Genomic DNA, 24,978 nt, shown 5'->3' on the forward strand with positions numbered 1-24,978 from the left:
AGCCGGTCGCGGCGCGGGTATTTCAGCGTTTGAAACGGGTTTTACTGAATCTGCCCGTGGCAATGCTTGAACTTCTTGCCCGAACCGCAGTAGCACAGTTCGTTGCGACCCAGCTTCTGCTCGTTGCGAACCGGCGCAGTAGCGAGAGCAACATCAATCTCTTCGCCCAACACTTCCGGTTGCTCCAGGCCTGGAGCCTCTTCATGCAGGAACTGCATGCGAGCGGCCAATGCCTCGGCTTCCTGGCGCAGGCGCTGCTCCTCTTCGATCGGGTCTTCGCGGCGAACCTGAACGTGGGACAACACACGGATCGAATCGCGCTTGATCGAATCCAGCAACTCGGAGAACAGGGTGAAGGACTCGCGCTTGTATTCCTGCTTCGGGTTCTTCTGGGCATAACCACGCAGGTGGATACCATGACGCAGGTGGTCCATGGTCGACAGGTGGTCTTTCCACAGGTCGTCCAGAACGCGCAGAACGATTTGCTTCTCGAAGGTGCGCAGCGCTTCGGCGCCCGCCTGGTCTTCTTTCTCGTTGTACGCCGCGACGAGCTCGCTCATGAGCTTCTCGCGCAGGGTTTCTTCGTACAGGTGATCGTCTTCGTCGAGCCATTGCTGGATCGGCAGCGTCACACCGAAATCGCTCTGCAGCGCAGCTTCCAGGCCGGCCACGTCCCACTGCTCAGGCAGCGATTGCGGAGGAATGTGAGCGCTGACGGTAGCGTTGAGCACGTCCTGACGGAAGTCGGCAATGGTCTCGCCGATGTTGTCGGCGGCCAGCAACGTGTTACGCATGTGATAGATCACTTTACGCTGTTCGTTGTTGACGTCGTCGAACTCGAGCAGTTGCTTACGAATGTCGAAGTTGCGGCCTTCGACCTTGCGCTGGGCCTTTTCGATGGCGTTGGTCACCATGCGGTGCTCGATCGCTTCGCCAGGCTGCATGCCCAGGGCCTTCATGAAGTTCTTCACCCGGTCAGAGGCGAAGATGCGCATCAGGCTGTCTTCCAGCGACAGATAGAAGCGGCTGGAACCGGCGTCGCCCTGACGACCGGCACGACCACGCAGCTGGTTGTCGATACGGCGCGATTCGTGACGCTCGGACGCAATCACCTGCAAACCACCCGATTCGAGCACTTGTTGGTGACGCTTCTGCCAGTCGGCCTTGATCTGGGCAATCTGCTCAGGGGTCGGGTTTTCCAGGGAAGCCACTTCCACTTCCCAGTTACCGCCCAACAGGATGTCGGTACCACGACCGGCCATGTTGGTGGCGATGGTCAGTGCGCCCGGGCGACCGGCCTGGGCAATGATCTCGGCTTCCTTTTCGTGGAACTTGGCGTTCAGGACCTTGTGTTCGATGCCTTCCTTCACGAGCAGGCTGGACATGTGCTCGGAGGTTTCGATGGTGGCAGTACCCACCAGCACCGGACGACCGGCGGCCATGCTTTCCTTGATGTCGGCCACGATTGCCGCGTATTTCTCGTCGGCAGTCAGGAACACCAGGTCGTTGTAGTCTTTACGGGCCAGCGGCTTGTTCGGTGGAATCACCATGACCTGCAGGCCATAGATCTGATGGAACTCGAACGCTTCGGTGTCGGCCGTACCGGTCATGCCGGACAGCTTGTTGTACAGACGGAAGTAGTTCTGGAAGGTGGTCGACGCCAGCGTCTGGCTCTCGGCCTGGATGTTCAGGTTTTCCTTGGCTTCGATGGCCTGGTGCAGGCCTTCGGACAAGCGGCGACCCGGCATGGTACGACCGGTGTGCTCGTCGACCAGTACGACCTGACCGTCCTGCACGATGTATTCGACGTTGCGATGGAACAGCTTGTGCGCGCGCAGGCCGGCGTAAACGTGAGTCAACAGGCTCAGGTTATGCGCCGAGTACAGGCTCTCGCCTTCAGCCAGCAGGCCGATGCGGGTCAGCGTTTCCTCGACGTACTGGTGACCGGCTTCGTTGAGTTCGACCTGACGGGTCTTCTCGTCGATGGTGTAGTGACCGGCCTGGGTCACTTCGCCTTCGACTTCCTCGACGTGCAGCTTCAGCTGCGGGATCAGCTTGTTGACCTCGATGTACAGCTTGGAGCTGTCCTCGGCCTGACCGGAGATGATCAGCGGCGTACGGGCTTCGTCGATGAGGATGGAGTCGACTTCGTCGATCACGGCAAAATTGAGTTCGCGCTGGAATTTTTCTTCCATGCTGAACGCCATGTTGTCGCGCAGGTAATCGAAACCGAATTCGTTGTTGGTGCCGTAGGTGATGTCGGCGGCGTAGGCTGCGCGCTTCTCTTCCGGCGGCTGGAACGGCGTGACAACGCCGACCGTCATGCCGAGGAATTCATACAGCGGGCGCATCCAGTTGGCGTCTCGGCGGGCCAGGTAGTCGTTCACCGTCACAACGTGCACGCCGTTGCCGGACAGCGCGTTGAGGTAAACGCCCAGTGTTGCCACCAGGGTCTTGCCTTCACCGGTACGCATTTCAGCGATCATGCCTTCATGCAAGGTCATGCCGCCGATCAGCTGGACATCGAAGTGGCGCATGCCCATGACACGCTTGCCGGCTTCGCGGGCGACCGCAAAGGCTTCTGGCAGCAGCTTGTCGAGGGATTCCCCTTTGGCGATGCGGGCCTTGAACTCGCTGGTCTTGGCACGCAATTGATCGTCCGAAAGGGCCACCATTTGCTCTTCGAAGGCATTGACGAGTTGCACCGTCTTGAGCATGCGTTTGACTTCACGCTCGTTCTTGCTTCCAAAAAGTTTCTTTAACAAAGGCGCAAACATATCGGCAGGATCTTCCACACTAAAGGGATGGAGGGCGGCCCCGTGAGTCGCCCGTGCAGCCCTCATGGCCGCATGCGAACGAGCATTCTACCCGGAAACGATGGAGAGGAAAGTGGCGATATTCCACGATGCTGGCACAGCGCTTTGACGGGGCTCACTTAAAATAGGGGCGTTTTGCTCAACTTCAAGCCGTTCAAGGCAGAAGTTAGTTGTTGATTTAATGGGTAAAGCGTCCACAAAAGCAATGGGCGGGTGCATTCGCTGCTTTCTGCTACCATGGCGTCTCTGTTACTTCAGGTGTCTGATCATGGCATTTCGCCCACTTACGGCCAAAGTACCTGCCGTTCTACTACGCGAAGCCAAGCCGCTGAAAGCCATTCTCGGCCACGCTCAACGCCTGGGTCATCTGCAACGTTTGCTCGAAAGCCAATTGCAACCCGCCGCTCGCGAGCATTGCCACGTGGCTTCCTGGCGCGAAGGCAGCTTGTTGCTGATTGTCACCGACGGCCACTGGGCAACCCGCCTGCGTTACCAGCAGAAGCGTCTGCAGCGGCAATTGCAACTGTTCGACGAGTTCGCCAACCTGACACGAATCCTGTTCAAGGTGCAGCCGCCTACCGTTCAGCGGGGCGCAGTCGGGCACACCATGGATTTGTCCAATGATGCTGCCGCGACCATTCAGGCGACGGCTGATGGCATCAGTGACCCGAATCTGCGGGCAGCGCTGGAGCGACTGGCGGCGCACGCCAAAACCAGAACCTGACATCGGACTAATGTGGGAGCGGGCTTGCTCGCGAAAGCGGACTGACATTCAACATCAGTGTTGGCTGTAATGACGTCTTCGCGAGCAAGCCCGCTCCCACTTTGACTGTGTTCGTTCAAGCTAGCGGCGTTTGCTGCCACCCAGCAAAGACCCCATCAACCCGCGTACCAACTGGCGCCCAAGCTGATTGGCCGCCTGGCGCATCGCCGATTTCAACGCCTGCCCCGCCGCCGTGCCAAGGAATTCCCCGGCCTGCTCGGTGAAGCTCGGTTCCTCGGGTACCGGTTTTCCCGGAACCGCTTCGGCTTCTGGTGCCAGGCCCTTGCGCCCCATCAGCACCTCATAGGCTGATTCACGGTCAATCGGCTTGTCATAGCGCCCCTGCAACGGCGAAGCGGCAATCAGCGCTGTACGCTCGGCACCGGTCAAAGGCCCGATCCGCGATTGCGGCGGCGCTACCAGCACCCGCTGGACAATCTCCGGCGTACCCTTGTCCTGCAAGGTCCCGACCAACGCTTCGCCGATACCGAGCTCAGTCAGCACCGACAAGGCATCGAACGCCGGGTTTGGCCGGAAGCCGTCCGCCACTGCCCGCAGGGATTTCTGCTCCTTGGCGGTGAACGCGCGCAAACCGTGCTGGATGCGCAAGCCCAGCTGAGCCAGCACGTCATCCGGCAGGTCACCCGGCGACTGGGTGACGAAATACACGCCCACGCCTCTCGAGCGAATCAACCTCACGACTTGCTCCAGACGGTCACGCAATGCCTGCGGCGTACCGTTGAACAACAAGTGGGCCTCGTCGAAAAACAGCGCCAGCAACGGTTTGTCCGCGTCGCCACGCTCAGGCAGTTGCTCGAACAGCTCGGCCAGCAGCCACAGCAGGAACGTCGCGTAGACCTTCGGCGCTTCATGCACCAGACGGCTGGCATCCAGCAAATGAATGCGCCCGCGACCATCCGCGGTGGGTTGAAGGATGTCTTCGAGTTGCAGCGCCGGCTCGCCGAACAAAGCTTCGGCCCCCTGTTGCTCCAGGGTCGCCAGACGCCGTAGCAACGCCTGGCTGGAGCCGGTGGTCATCAATGCCGCGTCGTCCCCGAGCAGTTCCGGGTTGTCCCTGAGGTGATTGAGCAGTGCCTTCAGGTCTTTCAGATCCAGCAACAACAGGCCTTCGCGGTCCGCCACCTTGAACGCCGCATACAGCGCCGACTGCTGACTGTCGGTCAGTTCCAGCAGGCTGCCCAGCAGCAACGGCCCCATTTCACTCAAGGTTGTGCGTAAAGGATGACCGGACTGACCCTGTACGTCCCACAACGTCACCGGATAAGCCTGAGGCTTGTGGTTGAGCCATGGCATCCCGGCAATCCGTTCGGCGATCTTGCCCTGGGGGTTGCCGGCGGCGCCAAGGCCGCACAGGTCACCCTTGATGTCGGCGGCGAACACCGCCACGCCGGCATCGCTGAAGGCTTCGGCCAGTCGTTGCAAAGTGACGGTTTTGCCGGTACCGGTCGCACCTGCGATCAAACCATGGCGGTTTGCCAGGCGCATGGCCTGGGCGATCGGCTGCCCCTTGAGGTCGGCGCCGATAACGAGTTGCAATGAATCAGGCATTTGGTCACCCATGATTAATCTTTGGTCCTACACGGCCGATAGAAATAACGACAAAGCAGACAGACACGATCTGGTCAGAAATTTCCCTAAGGAGAGTCGGAAAATTCACTTGCTTTCAACCTTGCCCGTTGTGCGTCCCTTTATAAAAGCACGCGCTGGACATTAAGACCTTAGCGGAACCCCAAGCCATGAACAAAAATCTGCGTTTCAGCCATAAAATCCTGCTTGCCGCCGCCCTTATCGTTATTGCCGCCTTCGCCTCATTCACGCTGTACAACGACTATTTGCAACGCAACGCCATTCGTAAGGACCTGGACAATTACCTGCAGGAAATGGGCAGAGTCACTGCCAACAACATCCAGACCTGGTTGAACGGGCGCAGCCTGTTGATAGAAAACCTGGCACAAACCGTCGCACTCAATCCCGAGGCGGGCAACGTATCCAGTCTGCTTGTGCAAAAAGCCGTGACTTCGACCTTCATGGGTGCCTACCTGGGCAGCAAGGACGGTTCTTTCATCATTCGCCCGGACAGCAAGATGCCCGACGGCTATGACCCTCGTGCGCGCCCCTGGTACAAGAGCGCTCAAGGCACCAGCGGTTCGGCGCTGACTGAACCCTACGTGGACCTGGCCTCCGGCCAACTGGTGATTTCCATCGTCAATAGCGTGATCAAGGATGGACAGAACATCGGTGTCGTCGGTGGCGACCTGAGTCTGCAGGTGATCGCCGACAGCCTCAATGCGCTGGATTTCGATGGCATGGGCTACGCCTTCCTGATCAGCGCCGATGGCAAGATCCTGGTACATCCCGACAAAGCGCTGGCGATGAAGACGCTCAAGGATGTCTACCCGCAGGATACGCCCGCGATCAGCAGCGACCTGAGTGAAATCCAGGTCGACGGTAAAACCCGCATCGTGACCTTCACCCCGATCAAGGGCCTGTCGTCGGTCAACTGGTACATCGGCCTGTCGGTGGACAAGGACAAAGCCTTCTCGAAGCTCAGCGAATTCCGCACCTCCGCGGTCGTTGCGACCGTCATTGCCGTGGCCATCATCATCGCCCTGCTCGGCATGCTGATTCGCATCCTGATTCAGCCATTGCACGTCATGACCCGCGCCATGGCCGACATCGCCGACGGCGAAGGCGACCTGACCAAGCGCCTGACCATCGTCAACAACGACGAATTCGGCAGCCTGGGCACCGCGTTCAACCGCTTTGTGGAGCGTATTCACGGTTCGATCCGCGAAGTGTCTTCGGCCACCGGGCAAGTCAACGAAGTGGCATTACGGGTGGTCGCGGCTTCCAACTCGTCGATGTTCAACTCCGACCAGCAAGCCTCGCGCACCAGCAGCGTCGCCGCCGCCATCAACCAGCTCGGCGCCGCCGCCCAGGAAATCGCGCGCAACGCCGCTCAGGCTTCGAGCCAGGCCAGCGATGCCCGCAGCCTGGCCGAAGACGGCCAGCAAGTGGTGGACCGCAGCATTGTCGCGATGAATCAGCTGTCGAGCATGCTCAGCGCTTCCAGCACCAATATCGAATCGTTGAACAGCAAAACCGTGAACATCGGGCAGATCCTCGAAGTGATCACCAGCATTTCCCAGCAAACCAACCTGCTGGCGCTCAACGCCGCGATTGAAGCCGCGCGCGCCGGTGAAGCCGGTCGTGGTTTTGCCGTGGTGGCGGACGAGGTGCGCAACCTGGCACACCGCACGCAGGAATCGGCGCAGCAAGTGCAGACGATGATCGAGGAGCTGCAAGTCGGCGCCCGGGAATCGGTCAGCACCATGAGCGACAGCCAGCGCCACAGCCAGGACAGCGTGGAAATCGCCAACCTCGCGGGCGAACGCCTGAACAGCGTGACGCTGCGTATCGGTGAAATCGACGGCATGAACCAGTCGGTGGCCACCGCAACCGAAGAACAGACTGCCGTGGTGGAGTCGATCAACGTCGACATCACCGAGATCAACACGCTGAACCAGGAAGGTGTGGAAAACCTGCAATCGACATTGCGCGCTTGCTCGGACCTTGAGCAGCAGGCGGCGCGGTTGAAGCAGTTGGTGGGTAGCTTCAGGATCTGAGGCGCTGCCGCTGGCCTCATCGTCGGAACGCCGCCCGGGGTAGCCCGCTCCCACAGGTATCTTGGTGTTCACACTATCTGTGTTGCACCACAAAACACTGTGGGAGCGGGCTTGCTCGCGATAGCGGCCTGTCAAACGATACATCCCCCCGCTGACATCCCTCCCGCATAACCCCAACCGAACATCTATTCTTCATAAAGGTCAACCAAGGGAGTACCGGGACTGGAGGACCGTTCATCGTGCATATCGCTGACATCACCATGTTCTATGCCCCTGCCAGCGGTGGCGTGCGTACTTATCTGGATGCAAAGCACCGTCGCCTGGGCATCAAGCCGGGCATTCGCCACAGCTTGCTGATCCCTGGGCCCTCCTTGAGCGAGCAGGACGGCATCTTCACCGTTCCGGCCCCTGCCCTGCCCTTCGGCAAGGGCTATCGCTTCCCTCTGCGTCTGGCGCCCTGGCGCAATGTCCTGCAAGACTTGCAACCTGATCTGATCGAAGTCGGCGACCCCTATCTCACCGCATGGGCGGCGCTGGATGCGCGGCGCCAACTCGACGTGCCGGTCATCGGCTTTTATCACTCGGACCTGCCGCTACTGGTCCGCAACCGCATGGGCAACTGGGTGACCAACAACGTCGAGGCCTATGTCAGCAAGCTCTACGGCAACTTCGACCGGGTCCTGGCGCCCAGCCGGGTCATGGCCGACAAACTTACCGGGCTTGGGGTCAGGAATGTCTTCGTGCAGCCGCTCGGTGTCGACCTGCAAACCTTCAATCCCGATGCCAGGGACCCCGGGCTGCGGGCCGACTTGGGCCTGGACGAAAACACCCGGTTGCTGATCTTCGCCGGGCGTGGTTCCAAGGAAAAAAACCTGCCCGTGCTGCTCGACTGCATGGAACGCCTGGGTGGACGCTATCACCTGCTGCTGGTGGGCTCGTCGATGCCCACGGCCGTGCCGTCCAACGTGACGGTGATCGACCAGTTCTGCCCGGCGGCGCAGGTGGCCCGCCTGATGGCCAGCGCCGACGCATTGCTGCACGCCGGCGATCAGGAAACATTCGGCCTGGTCATTCTGGAGGCCATGGCCAGCGGCATTCCGGTGGTGGCCGTGGCCGCCGGGGCTTTCGAGGAAATCGTCACCGAGGACTGCGGCCGCCTCTGCACACCGAACAATCCTGCCGCGATGGCCGCCGCCGTTCGAGAACTGTTCGGGTCGGGCAACACAACGCTGGGCAAACAGGCACGGTTGCATGTCGAACGGCATTACGCCTGGGACACGGTGGTCAACAGCTTGCTGCGCCACTACCACGCCGTGCTCGGTAGCCAATGGCCACTAACCGCCAATGGTTGAGCCCATGAACAAACCCGGTTTGCTGCTGGTACTGCACGACGTGGCTCCGCCAACCTGGGCCGATTACCAGCCGTTCCTCAAAGCCGTCGACGCATTGGGTGACGTGCCGATCACCTGGCTGGTGGTACCGGACTTCCACAAACACAACGATCTGGACGCCCATCCGCAATTTCGCCGCCAGCTCAGCGCCAGGGTTGCCCGCGGCGACGAACTGGCACTGCATGGCTACTTCCACTGCGATGACGGACCGATGGCCCGCAATCCCGGCGACTGGTTCATGCGTCGGGTCTACACCCACGAAGGCGAGTATTACAATTTGTCAGCAGAAGCCGCCCTCGCCCGCCTGCGTTCGGGCATCGAGATGTTCCACCGCCATGACTGGCCGCTGGCGGGGTTCGTCGCCCCTGCCTGGCTGATGAGCCAAGGTACTCGCCAGGCATTGCGCCAATTGCCGTTAAGTTACACCAGCGACTCGCAGCATTTATACCGATTGCCGGATTTCACCGCGATCGAGGCACCCGGTCTGGTCTGGAGTGCGCGCAGTGCCTGGCGCCGGGGCGTATCGAAGCTCGTCAGCGATCGCCGTGAGCAACGCTGGCAGCAGGCACCGGTAATTCGCCTGGGCCTGCACCCGGTGGACATGCGCCATGAATTCTCGTACCGATACTGGCTACAAACCCTGAAACGCCTGCTCGACAACGGAAGGGTTCCGATGACCAAGGCCCAGTGGCTGGCGCTGCAAAACGACCGACCGGGTCGTGCCGCATGAGTCGCGGACTGCTGTTGCTCGTCGGCCTGCTCGTGGCGGTGCTGATTCCAACACTGTTGGGCGGCAGCGAAACCTGGTCCCGGCTGACCGGTTTTCCGCTGCTGTGGCTGTTGACCATGTTTGGCATGATCTTGCTGTGCTGGGGCGTGAACACCCTGCGCCTGCGCCTGTTGCTGGGGGATCAATGCCACAAGGTCAGCCGGCTCAGAAGCCTCGGCGTGGTGATGGCCGCCGAATTTGCCTACTGCGCCACGCCCGGCGGCAGCGGCGGGCCTTTGACGATCATGGCTTTGCTGGCACGACACGATGTGCGTCCGGCCAGGGGCAGTGCCGTGTTTGCCATGGACCAGTTGAGCGACTTGCTGTTTTTCCTCTGTGCCCTGAGCGGGATTCTGATTTACGCCCTGTTCCAGCACCTGAGCCAGCGCATGGAATGGATGCTGACGGTCAGCGCCGTTTCGTTGTTTGGCGGCCTGATCAGTAGCGCCATGGTGGCGCGGTATCACCGTTTACTGATTCGCCTGAGCGGCCGATGGCTCGCCCGACTCAATGTCAAGGCGACCACTCGAATGCGCTGGGCGCGCAAGCTCCTGCAGTTTCTGGCGGCCTTTACCGACACGCTGAAATTGCCCGTGCAGACCTTGATCAAGGTATTCGTCCTGACCTGCGTGCATTGGGTTATACGCTACAGCGTGCTCTATCTGGCGTTGCGCGGGCTCGGCGCGGACTTGCAGTGGGCCTGGAGCTTTCTGATCCAGATGCTGGCCCTGAGCGCCGGACAATTGAGCCTGCTGCCGGGCGGCGCCGGGGCGGCAGAGCTGACGTCCGCTGCGCTGCTGGCGCCGATGGTCGGGAAGTCCACCGCGGCTGCGGCGATCCTGATTTGGCGGGCGGTGACGTACTACTTCTATTTGCTGGTTGGTGGACCGGTGTTTTTGCTGATGCTGGGCAGCCCGCTGCTGAAGAAACTGATGAAACTCAGGCAGGCTTAGGTTTGTCCTCGGGCTCTTGCTGCAACTGTTCCCACAACTGCGCGGCGTCAGGGAACTCCGTACCCGTTTCAGGCCCCATGTCATCCGGGTCGTAGCGGCTCAGGCAACCCTCGCCCAGCGTGGCGGGCGCCCTGGATGTGGCTTTGTCCAGTGGATCGGTCATGGTTTTGTCCTCGGTGCAGAAACGGCGAAGGGCCTGAAGCGATTGAACGCCCAGGCCCTTCGAATTTCAACTGTGCCGCAGGTCTGTCAGAAGACGACGGTTTTGTTGCCGTGTACCAGCACCCGGTCTTCCAGGTGATAACGCAAGCCTCGGGCCAGCACCATTTTCTCGACATCACGGCCGAAACGCACCATGTCTTCGATGCTGTCGCTGTGGCTGACGCGCACCACGTCCTGCTCGATGATCGGGCCGGCATCCAGCTCTTCGGTCACATAGTGGCAGGTCGCACCGATCAGCTTCACGCCACGCAGGGAGGCCTGGTGGTACGGCTTGGCACCGACGAACGACGGCAGGAAGCTGTGGTGAATGTTGATGACCTTGTGTGCGTATTCGCTGCACAACTCCGGTGGCAGGATTTGCATGTAACGGGCAAGCACCACCACTTCGGCATCGTGCTGTTTGACCAGGCGCGAAACCTCGGCGAAGGCCGGTTGCTTGTCCTGCGGATTGACCGGGACGTGGTAGTACGGAATACCGTGCCACTCCACCATGCTGCGCAAGTCATCATGGTTGGAAATCACACAGGAAATTTCGCAGTCCAGTTCATCGCTGTGCCAGCGGTGCAGCAAGTCGGCCAGGCAGTGCGACTCGCGGCTGGCCATCAGCACCACGCGTTTCTTCTGTTCGGTATCGGTGATGCGCCAGTCCATCGAAAACTCTTCGGCGATCGGGGCAAAGGCTTCGCGAAACGCTTCGATACCAAATGGCAGGGAGTCGGCACGGATTTCGTGACGCATGAAGAACCAGCCACTGAGATTGTCCGAGTGATGGCTCGCTTCAGTGATCCAGCCGTTGTGTGATGCCAGAAAGTTACTGACTTTGGCAACGATGCCAACACGGTCCGGGCAAGAAATCACCAGACGAAAAGTGCGCATGAGGGGGAAACTCCAGAACTTCGCAAAGGCCGCCATTCTAGCGATTGCGCAGCAAAACTGCAGTATTGTTGACGTTTTGCCCTGCCCGAAGGTCGGTGCGACAGGGCGGACAGCGCCAGTGCTGGTTCGCCCGGATGCTCTAGCGGTGCCGGTCAAATGTTAATTTATGTATATCTGACAGACCTGGACCATACTAATAACAGCATTACCAATGCACGCCAAAGACACAGCAGTTAAATTAAATAAAGTTGGCTTAAATGTTTACTTGATGAAACACCGTGACTATTATTGCCGCACTGTCACCTGCCATCCAGCGCACAACATAAGGTAGTCCACATGTCCTTGATCAACGAATATCGCGCCACCGAAGAAGCTATCAAAGAGCTGCAAGCCCGTTTGAAGAACCTGTCCCAAGACGACAAACTGCAAACCGAGCTGGAATTCGAAGGCAAACTGCGCACCCTGATGGGTGAATACTCCAAGTCCCTGCGCGACATCATCGCGCTGCTGGATCCAGAATCCAAAACCAAGGCACCACGCGGCGGTGCAGTGAAAACTACCGGCACCAAGCGTGCTCGCAAAGTTAAACAATACAAAAACCCGCACAACGGTGAAGTCATCGAAACCAAAGGTGGCAACCACAAGACTCTGAAAGAGTGGAAAGCCAAGTGGGGCGGTGACGTGGTGGAAGGCTGGGCTACCCTGCTGGGCTAAGCCCCGGAGCTTGTCGCAGATGGATCCGTGACAAAAAATAACGCCAGCAAATGCTGGCGTTTTTTTATGCATGGTGTTTAAGCCCTGGCATGTTCGAATTCAAAGACTCAAGCGCTGGCGTAGTCCCTGGACATAATCCTGCCACTCACAGAGCACCCCCCGCTGAAACGCAGTAGCACTAACGCTCAATTGGGCCGCGGCTTCTACAAAACTTTCAAGGGTATTTGGCGCCCCCCATTCGGGGTCTGACAAACGTTTCTGACAGAATATTCGCCAGCGTTCTTGCTCCTCGGAATTCAACGTGTCGGGAAAGTTGCGTGCGCGATATCGAAACAGCAATTCCGGCAAACGTTCGTCATCGAAAGGCCACTGCTCTTGTGCCAATTGCTTCGGGTCAACGGTTCTGACTTGTTCACACAAACGTCGATCCCGATCACCGATAAATCCATCGTATAACTGTTGCTCAGGATCTTGGCTCTGGGAAAAATCTTCACGGGCATAAATTGCCAGAATTTTATCCTGCCAAACTTTCCGGGCGTCATTGAGCTGCAACACCCTCTGCTGATAAAGCGCCATATCCAGCCCCAGACGCTGCTGATCTTCCTGGCGAAGTACCGACAACGGGGCCACCACCGGGCACTTGTTGATGTGAATCAGCTTCAACGGCACCGGTAACTCGTCTTCGGCCAGTTCGTCGCGGCGGGTATACAAGCGCTGGCGCAAACTTTCGGCATCCAGATCGAGCAGGCCCTGGGGATCGAGGTGCAGGTCACAGACAATCAGGGCGTTCTTGTTGCGCGGGTGCCAGGCCAGCGGCAACACCACACCCACATAATTGCGCTGCGGAAAAACGCCCGGAAACATGCACCATTGGTTGCAGCAGCCGTATCTGGTCCATGACTTTTTGCTTGCTGCGCAACTGGAACAGCCAGTCGTACAGTTTTGGCTGTTTTTCCCGTATCAGGCGTGCCAGGGCGATCGTCGCGCGAACGTCCGACAGCGCTTCGTGGGCATTGCCATGATCGATGCCGTTGGCAGCGGTCAGGCGCTCAAGCTTGAGCGTGACCCGCCCCTCGTCGTCCGTCGGCCAGACCATGCCATCGGGGCGCAAGGCATAGGCGGCGCGCACCACATCGATCAGGTCCCAGCGGCTGTTGCCGCCCTGCCACTCCCGCGCATAAGGGTCGAAAAAGTTTCGGTACAGGCTGTAGCGGGTCATTTCGTCGTCGAAACGCAAGGTGTTATACCCCGCGCCACAGGTACCGGGCGCCGCGAGCTGGGCATGCACCCGGGTCATGAAATCGGCTTCGCTCAAGCCTTGCGCCTGCAGTTGCCCGGGGGTGATTCCCGTGATCGTGCAGGCCGCCGGATGCGGCAGGATGTCGTCACTGGGCTGGCAGTAAAGATTGACCGGCTCGTCAATTTCATTGAGATAGAAATCCGTGCGCAGGCCGGCCATTTGCAACGGACGGTCACAACGGGGATTGATGCCAGTGGTTTCGTAGTCGTACCAGAAGATGGAGGTCACGGGCGATTCCTGAACAGAAGATCGGCAAAGTCTAGGCGTTCACCTCCCGCCCCGGCCAGTAGTCTTGTCATTCAAGCACCTTGTGCGACTCGCCTTGCACTACACAGTTATGTCGTTTCCCCCCGTCCCCCCTCGAATAGGCTGCTAGCATCGAATGGATACACAATCCCGATCCAGGCCACATCATCAGGTTGCCCATGCTCGAGACCACAGCACTGCCAGGGAACGCGCCGCTGTCACCGCCGCTGGATACGCGGTACCAGGTCGAAACGCCGGAGGGCGTCGACCTGCCACTGCGCCCGGCCGGGTTGATGGTCCGTGCGCTGGCGTTCGCCATTGACCTTGGTTTGCGCGGCCTGGTCCTGGGCGTGCTGTTCATTACCCTGGCGATGCTCGGCAAACTGGGGGCCGGACTCGGCTCGATCCTGCTGTTCGTGGTGAGCTGGTGGTACATGGTGCTGTTCGAGGTGCTGAACCAGGGCCGCTCGCCGGGCAAGCAATGGATGGGACTACGGGTGGTGCATGATGATGGCACCCCGATCGGCTGGTCCGCGTCGCTGCTGCGCAACCTGCTGCGCGTGGTCGATCTGCTGCCGTTCGGTTATTTCCTTGGGGCCATCAGTTGCCTGCAACACCCTCACTTCAAGCGCCTCGGCGATATCGCCGCCGGGACCCTGGTGATCTACCGCGAACAATCGCACACCCGCCCCGAACTCCCCGAAGCCCAGCCCCGCCGCCCGGCCTTTGCGCTGACACTCACCGAGCAGCGGGCCATTCTCGGGTTTGCCGAGCGCCAGGGCGAACTCTCCCGGGCGCGGGTCGATGAACTGGCTGCGATCCTCGCCCAACCGTTGCAAGTCCCGGCCCCGCAGGCGGTGACCGAGCTCAACGGCATTGCCCGCGGTTTGTTGGGGCCGACATGAAGCAAAGCCTTTTTGAAAACCGGCACAAGGCCGAATGGGAACAGTTCGCTCACCTGCTCGAGCAATTGGAGCACGACAGGAAAGCCACCGGAGCCGGCAATTTCCCGAGGGACTACCGACGTCTCTGCCAACACCTGGCACTGGCCAGGGAGCGGGGCTACAGCAGTTTTCTGATCGACGCCTTGCAGCAACAAGCGCTGCGCGGACACCAGCAACTCTACCGTCACCGCAGCCGCCTGGGCGCCAACGTGCTGGCATTCATCCTGGCCGACTTTCCGCGACTGGTGCGCGAACAGTGGCGTTTCGTCCTCGCCGCCAGCCTGATGTTCTTTATCAGCCTGGCCGGGTTCGCGCTGCTGGTGTACCTGTACCCGGACCTGGTCTACAACCTGATCCCCGCCGAGCAGGTCAGCGAGATGCAAAGCATGTACGACCCCGTTGCCGGTCACCTCGGACGCACGGCGGAGCGAGCCGCCAGCGAGGACTGGGCGATGTTCGGCTACTACATCATGCACAACATCGGCATCGCCTTTCAGACCTTCGCCAGTGGTTTGCTGTTTGGCCTGGGCAGCGTGTTCTTCCTGATCTTCAACGGCCTGATGATCGGTGCGGTGGCCGGGCACCTGACCTACGTCGGCTATGGGCAAACCTTCTGGTCATTCGTGATCGGCCATGGTGCCTTCGAACTCAGCGCCATCGCCCTGGCCGGTGCCGCCGGCCTGAATCTGGGCTGGGCGTTGGTCGCCCCGGGGCGTCTGCCACGCTCTGAGGCTTTGCGCCTGGCTGCGCGCAAGAGCGTGCTGCTGGTCTGCGGGGTCATGCTGTTCCTGTTGATCGCGGCGTTTATCGAAGCCTACTGGTCATCAATGACTGGCCCGTCGCAGCAGACCAAGTACCTGGTGGGCGCCGCGCTCTGGTTGCTGGTGGTGGTTTATCTTCTGTTTGCCGGACGTCGCCGCCATGCACCTGAGTGACGCCACGGTGGTGATTCGCCCGCGCCCGACCTGGGAAGCCATGGACCTCGGCGTGCTCCTGAGCCAGCGCCACCGACGCCTGTTGATGACCAGTTGGGCCATGGTCACCTTGCCCGTTTTCGCGCTGCTCAGTTGGGGATTCTGGGATTCGCCCTCTCTTGCCGTATTCATTTTCTGGTGGCTGAAGCCGGCGTTCGAACGCCTGCCCTTGTACATCCTGTCCAAAGCCATGTTCGCTGAAACGCCTTCGCTCAAGCAGGCCCTGCAGCAGTACCCACGCCTGCTCAAACCGCAACTGCTGGCCAGCCTGACCTGGCGACGCCTGAGTCTGCATCGCAGTTTCGCGATGCCGGTGATGCAACTCGAAGGCCTCAATGGAGCGCAACGGCAACAGCGCCTGCAGGTGCTGTTGCAGCGAGACGCCGGCGCCGCACGCTGGTTGACGATCATCGGCGCGCACCTGGAGGGCGCGCTGTGGATCGGCTTGATGGTGTTGTTCTATCTGCTGCTGCCACAACAAGTCGCGCTCGACTGGAGCTGGCAGTCGCTGATCTCTGCGGCCAGCCAGGACTGGCGTTGGCTGGAACATCTGACCAACGCTTTTTATGCACTGGTGCTGGTGGTCTGGGAACCGATCTATGTCGCCTGCGGTTTCAGCCTTTACCTGAACCGGCGTACGGTGCTGGAGGCCTGGGATATCGAACTGGTGTTCCGCCGCATGCGCCAACGCCTCACTGGTGCAGCCGTTGTCCTGTTGATCGCCGCGCTATTGCTGATGCCGACCACACACGGCGTGTGGGCCGCCGAACCGGCCCTTTCACCCGACAGCCCACGTTTGCTGGGCCAGCCCCTGACCAGTCGGGCCTCCAGGGAAGGCATCAGGACGATCCTCGAACAGCCGCCCTTCAAGAACCGGGAAACAGTGACGCGCTACCGCTTTGGCGAAGACCAGCCAGGTGCTGAAGCCAAGGACGATGGCAAGACACCGCAATGGTTGAAGGCCCTGCTGAGGCTGCTTGAGGGGCAGCGCTTCGGGGCATTGGCGAGCCTGATTGAAATCGTGCTGTGGGGCACCGTCATCGGAGCCATTGGCCTGTTGATCTGGCGCTATCGCGACTGGTTGCAAGCGTTTGTCAGCCGTCGACCGCCCCTCGACATAAAAACCACCCGGCCGTTACCGCAGCAGGCATTCGGCCTGGACCTCAAGCCCGAGTCCCTGCCCACCGACATCGCCACCCGCGCTGAAAGTCTCTGGCAGACTCATCCGCGCGAAGCCCTCGGCTTGCTTTATCGCGCCCTGCTCAGCCGCCTGATGCACGATTTCAACATCGCACTCAAAGCCGCCGACACCGAAGGCCAGGTGCTTCAGCGTGTCGAACTATTACAGCGGCCGGCCTTGCTCGCCTACAGCAAAGACCTGACCGGGCACTGGCAAAACATGGCCTACGGTCATCGCCTGCCACCCGCCCAAGTGCAGCAGGAACTGTGTAACGGCTGGCGTATTCTGTTCGACTCGCAGGCTATCCGTTGAGTCGGCGCCGGGGGGCGATAGCCGGGGCGTTGATCGTCGTGTTGGTGGCTGCGTTGAGTGTTTATCTGTACCTCAAGGCCACCCCCTACCCGAGCGAAATCGACCACGGCCCCTCCCCCGAAGCCAAGGCCAACCCTTATCTGGCGGCGGAACTCTTCTTGCGCCAGCAAGGCCTGAGCGTCGACCACGCCAATGGCCTCGACATCCTGCCCAGCCTCGACCCGCATCAACACAGCCTGCTGCTGTTCGGTGACCGCTACAACATGACTCCACGGCAGATCGACCAGGTGATGAACTGGACCCGGGCCGGCGGACGGCTTCTGTTTGTCGCAGAATCGCTGTGGGACGAAAAACTCGGCCACAGCAACGACCTGCTGCTCGATCGGGTGCAAGTGCACCAACTCCTGAGCAAGGACCTCAAGGCACCGCCACCCAATGTCGGCGAAGATCCGTACCCGCAACTGACCAAGCTCTACCTGGAAGGCGAAGACGCCCCGGCCTATGCCGGTTTCGATACGGCGTTCCATCTCGAAGACCCGAAAAACCTTGCCCAGGCCTGGGCCAACAGCGCCAGGGCCACGCACATGATGCAGCTCGATCACGGGCTTGGCTCGATCATCGTGGTCACCGATGCCGACCTGTGGAAAACCCCGGCCATCGACCAGTACGACAACGCCTGGCTGCTCTGGTACCTGACCGCCGACACCCGCGTGACACTGATCTTCAACACCGATCACGACAGCCTGCCGACCTTGCTGCTGCGTTATTTTCCCCAGGCGCTGGTTGCATTGCTCGCCTTGATCGGCCTGGGGTTCTGGCACTTTGGCGTGCGGCAGGGACCACTGCAGGAACCGGCGCCGAAAGCACGTCGGCAACTGCAGGAGCACCTGCACGCCAGTGCCGATTTCATCTTGCGCCGCAGCGGGCAGCACAGCCTGCTGCGAGCACTGCAACAAGACATCCTACGCCGTGTCCGCCATCGTCACCCCGGTTATGACCAGCTCGCCGTCGCCGAACAATGGCTGATGCTCGCGCGTCTGACCGGCCAACCCACGCGCGCCATCAGCCAGGCCATGGGCCCGCGACCGAAGCAGCGGCTTTCCAGCGCTGAATTCAGCCGCCAGGTCGCCCACCTGCAAACCTTGAGGAATGCCTTATGAATGAACCGACCGAGCCCGGCGCACCGAGTCACGCCGAACAGCAACGCCAGCGTGCCAGCCACTTGGCCCAGGCGATACGCAACGAACTGCAAAAAGCCGTGATTGGCCAGAACAGTGTTATCGACGACGTGCTCATGGCCCTGATTGCCGGGGGCCACGTATTGCTCGAAGGTGTACCCGGGCTGGGCAAGACCCTGCTGGTAAGGGCACTGGCACGCTGCTTCGGCGGCGAATTCGCACGCATCCAGTTCACCCCGGACCTGATGCCCAGCGACGTCACCGGGCATGCTGTGTACGACTTGCAGACCGAGCAGTTCAAACTGCGCAAGGGGCCGCTGTTCACCAACCTGTTGCTGGCCGACGAGATCAATCGCGCCCCGGCGAAAACCCAGGCGGCGTTGCTCGAAGCCATGCAGGAACGGCAAGTCACCCTCGAGGGCCGCGCCCTGCCCATCGTGCAACCGTTCATGGTGCTGGCCACGCAGAACCCCATCGAGCAGGAAGGCACTTATCCACTGCCCGAAGCCGAACTGGATCGCTTCATGCTCAAGGTACGCATGGACTACCCCGATGCCGCGCAGGAACTGGACATGGTGCGCCAGGTCAGCCGCTCGACCCGCGCCGACATGCTCGACGTGCAGCCGTTGCGCACGGTGTTGCAAGCCAAGGATGTGTTGGCCTTGCAACGCATTGCCAGTGACCTGCCGCTGGACGATCAAGTGCTTGATTACGCCGTGCGCCTGGCGCGCACCACTCGCAGCTGGCCTGGCTTGACGTTGGGTGCAGGCCCCCGGGCCTCCATCGCCCTGGTGCGTTGCGCCCGGGCGCGCGCCTTGTTGCGCGGTGGTGAGTTCGTGATACCGGATGACATCAAGGGCTGTGCCCTGGCGGTGCTGCGCCATCGCGTGCGCATTGCGCCGGAGCTGGATATCGAAGGGCTGGACATCGACCAGGTGCTGCGCCAATTGCTGGATCAAGTCCCGGCGCCGCGCCTGTGAAACCCAGCCGCCTGCTGCTGCTCTGGCTCGCGCTGCTACTGGGCATCGGCATCGTGCTCGGCACCTTGCAGGCGCTGGGTCTTGCACTGCCTTCATACCTGTCGCGGATCAACTGGGGATTGCTCCTGGCCCTGCTGGCCCTGGCATTGATCGACGCCATCCGCCTCAAACGCTTGCCCTCGCCCCGCCTGCAACGGCAGATTCCCGGCAGCCTGGGGCTGGGACGCTGGGGTGAAGTACAGCTGGAGCTGGAACATGATTATCAACTGCCCCTGACCCTCCAACTCTTCGATCATGTACCGGACGGTCTGGTCTTCGACAACCTGCCACTGTCGGTGCCCTTGCAGCCCGGCCAGCGCACCCGGGCGGGTTACCGCCTGCGCCCGCTCAGACGGGGTCACTTCCGTTTTGAACATTGCGAAGTCAGCCTGCCCGGCCCGTTGGGTTTGTGGTCCGACAAACGCCTGCTGAACCTGACTGACCAGACCCGCGTCTATCCCGACTTCGCTCGTCTGTACGGCGGCCAGTTGCTGGCTGTGGATAACTGGCTCAGCCAACTCGGCGTACGCCAGCGGCAGCGTCGGGGCCAGGGGCTGGAATTTCATCAGTTGCGGGAATTTCGCGAAGGCGACAGCCTGCGCCAGATCGACTGGAAAGCCACCGCCCGCCAACGCACGCCAATTGCCCGGGAGTATCAGGACGAGCGCGACCAGCAGATCATCTTCATGCTCGACTGCGGCCGGCGGATGCGCAGCCAGGACGGGGAACTGGCGCATTTCGATCACGCGCTCAACGCCTGCTTGTTGTTGAGTTACGTCGCACTGCGCCAGGGCGATGCGGTCGGGCTGTGTACCTTCGCCAGCGAACAGCCGCGCTACCTCGCGCCAGTCAAAGGCACTGGGCAACTCAATGTCCTGCTCAACACGGTCTATGACCTGACCAGCAGCGGTCGCAGTGCCGACTATGAGACCGCCACTACACAATTGCTCACCCGACAGAAACGACGGGCTCTGGTGGTATTGGTGACCAACCTGCGAGATGAAGACGATGAAGAACTGCTTACCGCCATCAAGCGTCTGGGCAAACAGCATCGGGTATTGATCGCCAGCCTGCGCGAAGAAGTGCTCGACAGCTTGCGCCAGACACCGGTACAGACCTTGCCCGAAGCCCTGGTCTATTGCGGCGCAGTGGATTACCTGAATGCCCGGACCGAACTCCATGAGCGGTTGGACGCTCATGGGGTGACGGTGGTGGATGCAAAATCCAGCGAGTTAAGTGCCGCGCTGATCAGTCGATACCTGGAATGGAAGAAGGCCGGGGTGTTCTAGACCCCGGCCGCGTCCATGCCAATGCACCATTCAGTCAGCCGGTGGGACATACACCTGGGTGATTTCGAGCGTTCCTTGCGGATCAAGTGGACCGTTCGGTGGCGTAATATCCGGCTTGGGCGGGCGTCCTTTGAAGAAGCAGACAGCGCTTGGATCGGATGCCACCGTATCCACGACCTGCACCACCTTTACCGCATTGTCGCCAACGATCCAGGGCATGGCCGGTTCGAACACCCAGTCAGTACCGACCGGTGAAAAAGTACCGCCCACTTCCATGCCCCAATCGGTGAACATCTTCAGTTCGGACACCTCGGCATGCACCTGGGTGATGGTCAGAGCGCCGAAAGGCGTCAATGGCTCGCGTGGTGGCGTAATGACCGGTTGATGTGGCTTGATCTGGATTTCGAACGGCGTGTCGATCCCAACAGACCACTCTCCCTCGAAGGACTGTCTCGCATTAACGTAATAGCGCCCCGCCGGGAGATCCGATATCTCGGTATTGAGTGGCGCTTGCCACTCACCACTCAATACCGTCGCCGTCGCCAATACCGGGTCTGGAAAACCCTCACGATGGACATTGACGGTCGCCCCTTCATACCCCTGCCCCCCAAATGTCGGCCGGCTGCTGGTCGGTTCGCTCGGACCGGTGATCACCGGAGGGGGCAGGATGTGGGTAAACGTACATGGAGCGCTAGGATCGGATTCCACGGTGTCCTCGGTGCCCTCGGTGCCCACGGCTTGCGTCACCGTCACCGAGTTTGCACCTATCGACCAGTTATCTCTCGGGATAAAGGTGCGCGTGGCGCCACTCCCGACAAAGTCGCCATCCACCACCTTGGTCGTGCCCGTTTGCAGCATTTTCAAGGTGGGTGTCTTGGTGGTGTACACGTTGATGACGGTCAGCGGGGTCCTTGCGGCTATCACCCCGATCGGTGGCAGGATCGCCGGTTGTGGCGGCTTGATCTTAATGCTGAACGCGGCCATCCAGCCAGATCTTACCTCTCCGACGATCTGACTTCCCGACATGATATGGGACCCCGCCACAAAATCCGGGCCCTCTGCCAGGAGTGGCGCCTGCCATCTGCCATTCGCCACGGTCGCCTTCGCCAGGACAGTGTGCGGAAACGTATGCCGAACCACTTCGACGGTCGCCCCATCATGGCCTGTCCCCTCAAAGGTCGGCCGGCCGTCGGTCGGCTCGGTCGGGCCGGTCATCACCGGCCTTGGCAAGTTGAAGGTGAAGGTGCACGGAGCGCTTGGGTTGGATACCACGCCTTCCACGGTTTGCACGACAGTCACCGAGTTGCTGCCCCACTCCCAGTCCGTATCCGGAATGAACTCACGGGTGGTCCCGGTCCCGTTAAAGTTACCCGTCACCTCATCGGTCGTGCCTGCCCGACTCATTTTCAGTTGAGTCGCCTTGAGATCCACCTGCGTGACAGTGAGTGGAGATCTTTGTACGACGGGTTCGCTCGGTGGCAGGATGGCCAGTTGTGTGGGTATCAGGGTGAACGTACACGGAGCGCTCGGATCGGACTCCACCGTATTCACGGTTTGCGTCACCTTCACCGAGTTGGTACCAAACGACCAGTTATCTCTCGGGGTAAAGGTGCGGGTGGCGCCACTCCCGGTAAAGTTGCCCGCCACCTCACCAGTCTCGTCCGAACGCAGCATTCTCAAGCTGGTTGCGGAGGCATGCACTTGGGTGACGGTCAGCGGAGTCCTTGCGGTTATCGGCTTGCTCGGTGGTGTGATTATCAATGGAGGCGGCTTCACGGTCACCGTGAGCGCATCGCTGGGCAGCGATGCTTCTCCACTCACGGTTTGCACGGCCTTGAAGGTGTGGGAGCCGGGAGTCAAGGCCGTAGCGGGGGCAAAGCTCCACAAATAAGTTTGTGGCTTCGTGACAGTCCCGGGTACCGATGCTCCGGCACCGTTTTGCATGGTTATCGTTGTCTCGTAATGCATAGAATTGTTACCACTGATCCTCTGACTCGATGGCACGGTCGAGCCCGGGCCTGGATCAGTAATTTTCAGTTTGGGCGGGCGCACCTTGAACGATCGAGGCTCACTTCGTACCGAGGTCTGGCCATTGATCGACTGCTCCGCGGTGATCGTCCAATCGCCGGGCCACATCTGATCCGCAATGAAGGACCAATTGCCGCCGTTGGAGGTGAGCGTCCCCGTCACTGCTGAATTTCCTCTACGCACGACCAACGTGGCCCCCGGGTAATAGCCGGTGCCCGTAATGGCCTGCCCCCGTTCCATGGGGGCGCTTGGCTGCGTGATTATCAATTGAGGCGGCTTCACGGTCACCGTGAGCGCATCGCTGGGCAGCGATGCTTCTCCACTCACGGTTTGCACAGCCTTGAAGGTGTGGGAGCCGGGAGTCAAGGCCGTAGCGGGGGCAAAGCTCCACAAATAAGTTTGTGGCTTCGTGACAGTCCCGGGTACCGATGCTCCGGCACCGTTTTGCATGGTTATCGTTGTCTCGTAATGCAAAGAATTGTTACCACTGATCCTCTGACTCGATGGCACGGACGAGTTCGGGGCTGGATCAGTAATATTCAGTTTGGGCGGGCGCACCTTGAACGATCGAGGCTCACTTCTTACTGAGGTCTGGCCATTGATCGACTGCTCCGCGGTGATCGTCCAATCGCCGGGCCACATCTGATCCGCAATGAAGGACCAATTGCTGCCGTTGGGGGTGAGCGTCCCCGCCACTACTGAACTTCCTCTACGCACGACCAACGCGGCCCCCGGGTAATAGCCGGTGCCCGTAATGGCCTGCCCCCGTTCCATGGGGGCGCTTGGCTGCGTGATTATCAATTGAGGCGGCTTCACGGTCACCGTGAGCGCATCGCTGGGCAGCGACGCTTCTCCACTCACGGTTTGCACAGCCTTGAACGTGTGGGAGCCGGGAGTCAAGGCCGTAGCGGGGGTAAAGCTCCACTCATAAATGACTGGCTTCGTAACAGTCCCGGGTACCAGCTGTCCGGCACCGTTTTGCATGGTTATCGTTGTTTCGTAATGCAAAGAATTATTACCACTGATCCTCTGACTCGATGGCACGGGCGAGCCCGGGGCTGGATCGGTAATTTTCAGTTTGGGTGGGCGTACCTTGAAGGAGCGAGGTGTGCTCCGTCCGGAATTCTGGCCACCAAGGGTCTGTTCCGCGGTGATGGTCCAATCCCCAGGCCACATCTGATCGGCAATAAAGCTCCAGATCGAACCACTGGTCGTCACGCGCCCCCCAACAACAGCGCCGTTTCTGCGCACGACCAACGTTGCCCCTGAATAAAAACCGGTCCCGTGTATGGCATTTCCCCGCTCCAGCGGCGAACTCGGCTGTGTGATGACGGGAGCTGGTGGTGGAATAGTGACTGTCTTTTCTACTGCCAAATCAGAACGACGCCGCGAGTTTGGGGCGATCTGCTGGGCTGTAATGCTGTATTTACCGGTCAACCAGCTTCTCGGCGCGATAGCCGTCCAGCTACCATCAGCACGCACTTGGGCCGTTGCCTGAACCTCGCCCCCAACACCCACGAAGAAAACCTCTACCTTGGCGTTGGGCAATCCCCCCGAACCATTGATGGTCGGTTTCAAATCGGTGACCGTCACGTTGCCAATCACCGGCCTATACAAGACCGTAAACGGCACGCTATCCGAATACTGCGTCTGACCGGAAAGGGTCTGGTAAGCGGCCATGCTGAAGGTATCCCCTTGGGGCAAATCCTGTGTGACCTGAAATCTCCAGTTTCGGTCGTTGCCCACCGTTCCTCTGCCGTATTCAACTTTCGTGCTGCCGGATTGATAGAGCTTGATGATTGCGCCACGCTCCCCCCGACCTGAGAAGGTTGGCCTTTTTTCCTTGACCAGATTGCCAGGCGGGGTGGTGAAGGTGGGGCGTTGGCCTGCGGCCATTCTCATACCCCAGCGATTAGTCCAGGCACTCCAAACCAGGCCAGCTTTGTAATCCATAGAAAAATAAAAACCAACGCCTGGCGGAATAGCGTTATCCGGGATCTTCATATTAAAAACTGTACCAATCCACCCCCCGCTGTACTTTATGGTTCCACCATTATCCAGATGAAACTCAAGCCGCCACGCACTAGCAAATCCCGTTGGTATCACGGCATTGACAATAAAACCGGGATAAAGTGTGGCGTATTCCGAAGGTGCTGTAATAACAGGCCCGACCACAAGTATCTCTGATTTGCTTTCATCATCTACGCTCATTGCCCTCAACTCCACAGTCACTCGTTATTAACCACTTCAATGGATTCATTTCTAGCGCAATGCGATATAAATCAATACCTGTCAAAAATGACAGCTCCGACAAAAAGTAATCCAGGATTTGGTCGCGCCCCCACTCTGCCTACAAC

The 24,978-nt window shown here is 60.1% G+C and carries 17 protein-coding genes and 1 pseudogene; 12 read left to right on the top strand and 6 right to left on the bottom strand.

Features of this window, described 5'->3' with window-relative positions:
- Window positions 1–41: 41 nt before the first annotated feature.
- Window positions 42–2,777: a preprotein translocase subunit SecA gene (gene secA, locus RS887_RS05505; protein WP_322614668.1), complete on the bottom strand. Its 2,736-nt coding sequence runs from the start codon at window positions 2,775–2,777 to the stop codon at window positions 42–44.
- Between the two features lie 307 nt (window positions 2,778–3,084).
- Between secA and RS887_RS05510 the strand changes: the two genes are divergently transcribed.
- On the top strand, window positions 3,085–3,540 hold the full coding sequence (locus tag RS887_RS05510) for a DUF721 domain-containing protein (protein ID WP_322614669.1): 456 nt from the start codon (window positions 3,085–3,087) through the stop codon (window positions 3,538–3,540).
- A gap of 120 nt (window positions 3,541–3,660) precedes the next feature.
- On the opposite strand, the gene RS887_RS05515 is transcribed toward RS887_RS05510, so the two are convergent.
- Window positions 3,661–5,148 carry a helicase HerA-like domain-containing protein gene (locus tag RS887_RS05515; protein WP_322614670.1) on the bottom strand — a complete coding sequence of 496 codons (1,488 nt, stop codon included), beginning with the start codon at window positions 5,146–5,148 and terminating at the stop codon, window positions 3,661–3,663.
- A gap of 188 nt (window positions 5,149–5,336) precedes the next feature.
- Here RS887_RS05515 and RS887_RS05520 point away from each other — a divergent pair, with 188 nt between their 5' ends.
- The 4 genes from RS887_RS05520 to RS887_RS05535 all read left to right on the top strand — a co-directional run bounded on the left by RS887_RS05520 (window position 5,337) and on the right by RS887_RS05535 (window position 10,339).
- Entirely contained in the window at window positions 5,337–7,226 is a 1,890-nt protein-coding gene (locus tag RS887_RS05520) for a methyl-accepting chemotaxis protein (RefSeq protein ID WP_322614671.1), read from the top strand.
- Between the two features lie 239 nt (window positions 7,227–7,465).
- Window positions 7,466–8,578, top strand: a complete 1,113-nt coding sequence (locus RS887_RS05525; protein ID WP_322614672.1) for a glycosyltransferase family 1 protein — start codon at window positions 7,466–7,468, stop codon at window positions 8,576–8,578.
- A complete protein-coding gene (locus RS887_RS05530; RefSeq protein WP_322614673.1) occupies window positions 8,571–9,347 on the top strand; it encodes a polysaccharide deacetylase family protein in 777 nt (258 codons plus the stop codon). Before RS887_RS05525 ends, RS887_RS05530 begins: the two co-directional genes overlap by 8 nt.
- On the top strand, window positions 9,344–10,339 hold the full coding sequence (locus RS887_RS05535; RefSeq protein ID WP_322614674.1) for a lysylphosphatidylglycerol synthase transmembrane domain-containing protein: 996 nt from the start codon (window positions 9,344–9,346) through the stop codon (window positions 10,337–10,339). Before RS887_RS05530 ends, RS887_RS05535 begins: the two co-directional genes overlap by 4 nt.
- Here RS887_RS05535 and RS887_RS05540 read toward each other — a convergent pair.
- Both RS887_RS05540 and purU read right to left on the bottom strand, forming a co-directional pair.
- Window positions 10,326–10,502, bottom strand: coding sequence for a hypothetical protein (locus RS887_RS05540; protein ID WP_322614675.1), 177 nt, complete (start codon window positions 10,500–10,502; stop codon window positions 10,326–10,328). The two genes, RS887_RS05535 and RS887_RS05540, sit on opposite strands and share 14 nt — an antisense overlap.
- A gap of 86 nt (window positions 10,503–10,588) precedes the next feature.
- Entirely contained in the window at window positions 10,589–11,437 is an 849-nt protein-coding gene (purU, locus tag RS887_RS05545) for a formyltetrahydrofolate deformylase (RefSeq protein WP_007993692.1), read from the bottom strand.
- A gap of 336 nt (window positions 11,438–11,773) precedes the next feature.
- Here purU and mvaT point away from each other — a divergent pair, with 336 nt between their 5' ends.
- On the top strand, window positions 11,774–12,151 hold the full coding sequence (gene mvaT / locus RS887_RS05550; protein WP_007933316.1) for a histone-like nucleoid-structuring protein MvaT: 378 nt from the start codon (window positions 11,774–11,776) through the stop codon (window positions 12,149–12,151).
- 174 nt (window positions 12,152–12,325) lie between these two features.
- Here the strand turns inward: mvaT and sbcB are convergent.
- A pseudogene (gene sbcB / locus RS887_RS05555) lies at window positions 12,326–13,679 on the bottom strand (exodeoxyribonuclease I); the annotation flags it as partial.
- Window positions 13,680–13,876: 197 nt separating this feature from the next.
- Between sbcB and RS887_RS05560 the strand changes: the two are divergent.
- Genes RS887_RS05560 through RS887_RS05585 form a run of 6 tightly spaced genes read left to right on the top strand, consistent with a single transcriptional unit; the run spans window position 13,877 to window position 20,593 of the window.
- Window positions 13,877–14,602 (top strand): RDD family protein, encoded by a 726-nt coding sequence (locus RS887_RS05560; RefSeq protein ID WP_322614676.1) that lies wholly within the window; start codon window positions 13,877–13,879, stop codon window positions 14,600–14,602.
- Complete coding sequence (locus RS887_RS05565) at window positions 14,599–15,576, top strand: stage II sporulation protein M (RefSeq protein WP_322614677.1); 978 nt, start codon at window positions 14,599–14,601, stop codon at window positions 15,574–15,576. The genes RS887_RS05560 and RS887_RS05565 overlap by 4 nt, the downstream gene beginning before the upstream one ends.
- Entirely contained in the window at window positions 15,563–17,107 is a 1,545-nt protein-coding gene (locus RS887_RS05570) for a DUF4129 domain-containing protein (protein WP_322614678.1), read from the top strand. Before RS887_RS05565 ends, RS887_RS05570 begins: the two co-directional genes overlap by 14 nt.
- Complete coding sequence (locus RS887_RS05575) at window positions 17,104–18,267, top strand: DUF4350 domain-containing protein (protein WP_322614679.1); 1,164 nt, start codon at window positions 17,104–17,106, stop codon at window positions 18,265–18,267. The genes RS887_RS05570 and RS887_RS05575 overlap by 4 nt, the downstream gene beginning before the upstream one ends.
- A complete protein-coding gene (locus RS887_RS05580) occupies window positions 18,264–19,265 on the top strand; it encodes a MoxR family ATPase (RefSeq protein WP_322614680.1) in 1,002 nt (333 codons plus the stop codon). Before RS887_RS05575 ends, RS887_RS05580 begins: the two co-directional genes overlap by 4 nt.
- The gene (locus RS887_RS05585; RefSeq protein WP_322614681.1) at window positions 19,262–20,593 is read left to right on the top strand and encodes a DUF58 domain-containing protein; all 1,332 of its coding nucleotides are present in this window, start codon (window positions 19,262–19,264) and stop codon (window positions 20,591–20,593) included. Before RS887_RS05580 ends, RS887_RS05585 begins: the two co-directional genes overlap by 4 nt.
- A gap of 30 nt (window positions 20,594–20,623) precedes the next feature.
- Here RS887_RS05585 and RS887_RS05590 read toward each other — a convergent pair whose 3' ends face one another.
- The gene (locus RS887_RS05590) at window positions 20,624–24,832 is read right to left on the bottom strand and encodes a hypothetical protein (RefSeq protein ID WP_322614682.1); all 4,209 of its coding nucleotides are present in this window, start codon (window positions 24,830–24,832) and stop codon (window positions 20,624–20,626) included.
- Window positions 24,833–24,978: the final 146 nt, after the last annotated feature.

It is taken from the genome of Pseudomonas sp. BIC9C (genome assembly GCF_034541995.1).
In the GTDB taxonomy this organism is placed as follows: Bacteria; Pseudomonadota; Gammaproteobacteria; order Pseudomonadales; family Pseudomonadaceae; genus Aquipseudomonas; species Aquipseudomonas fluorescens_CC.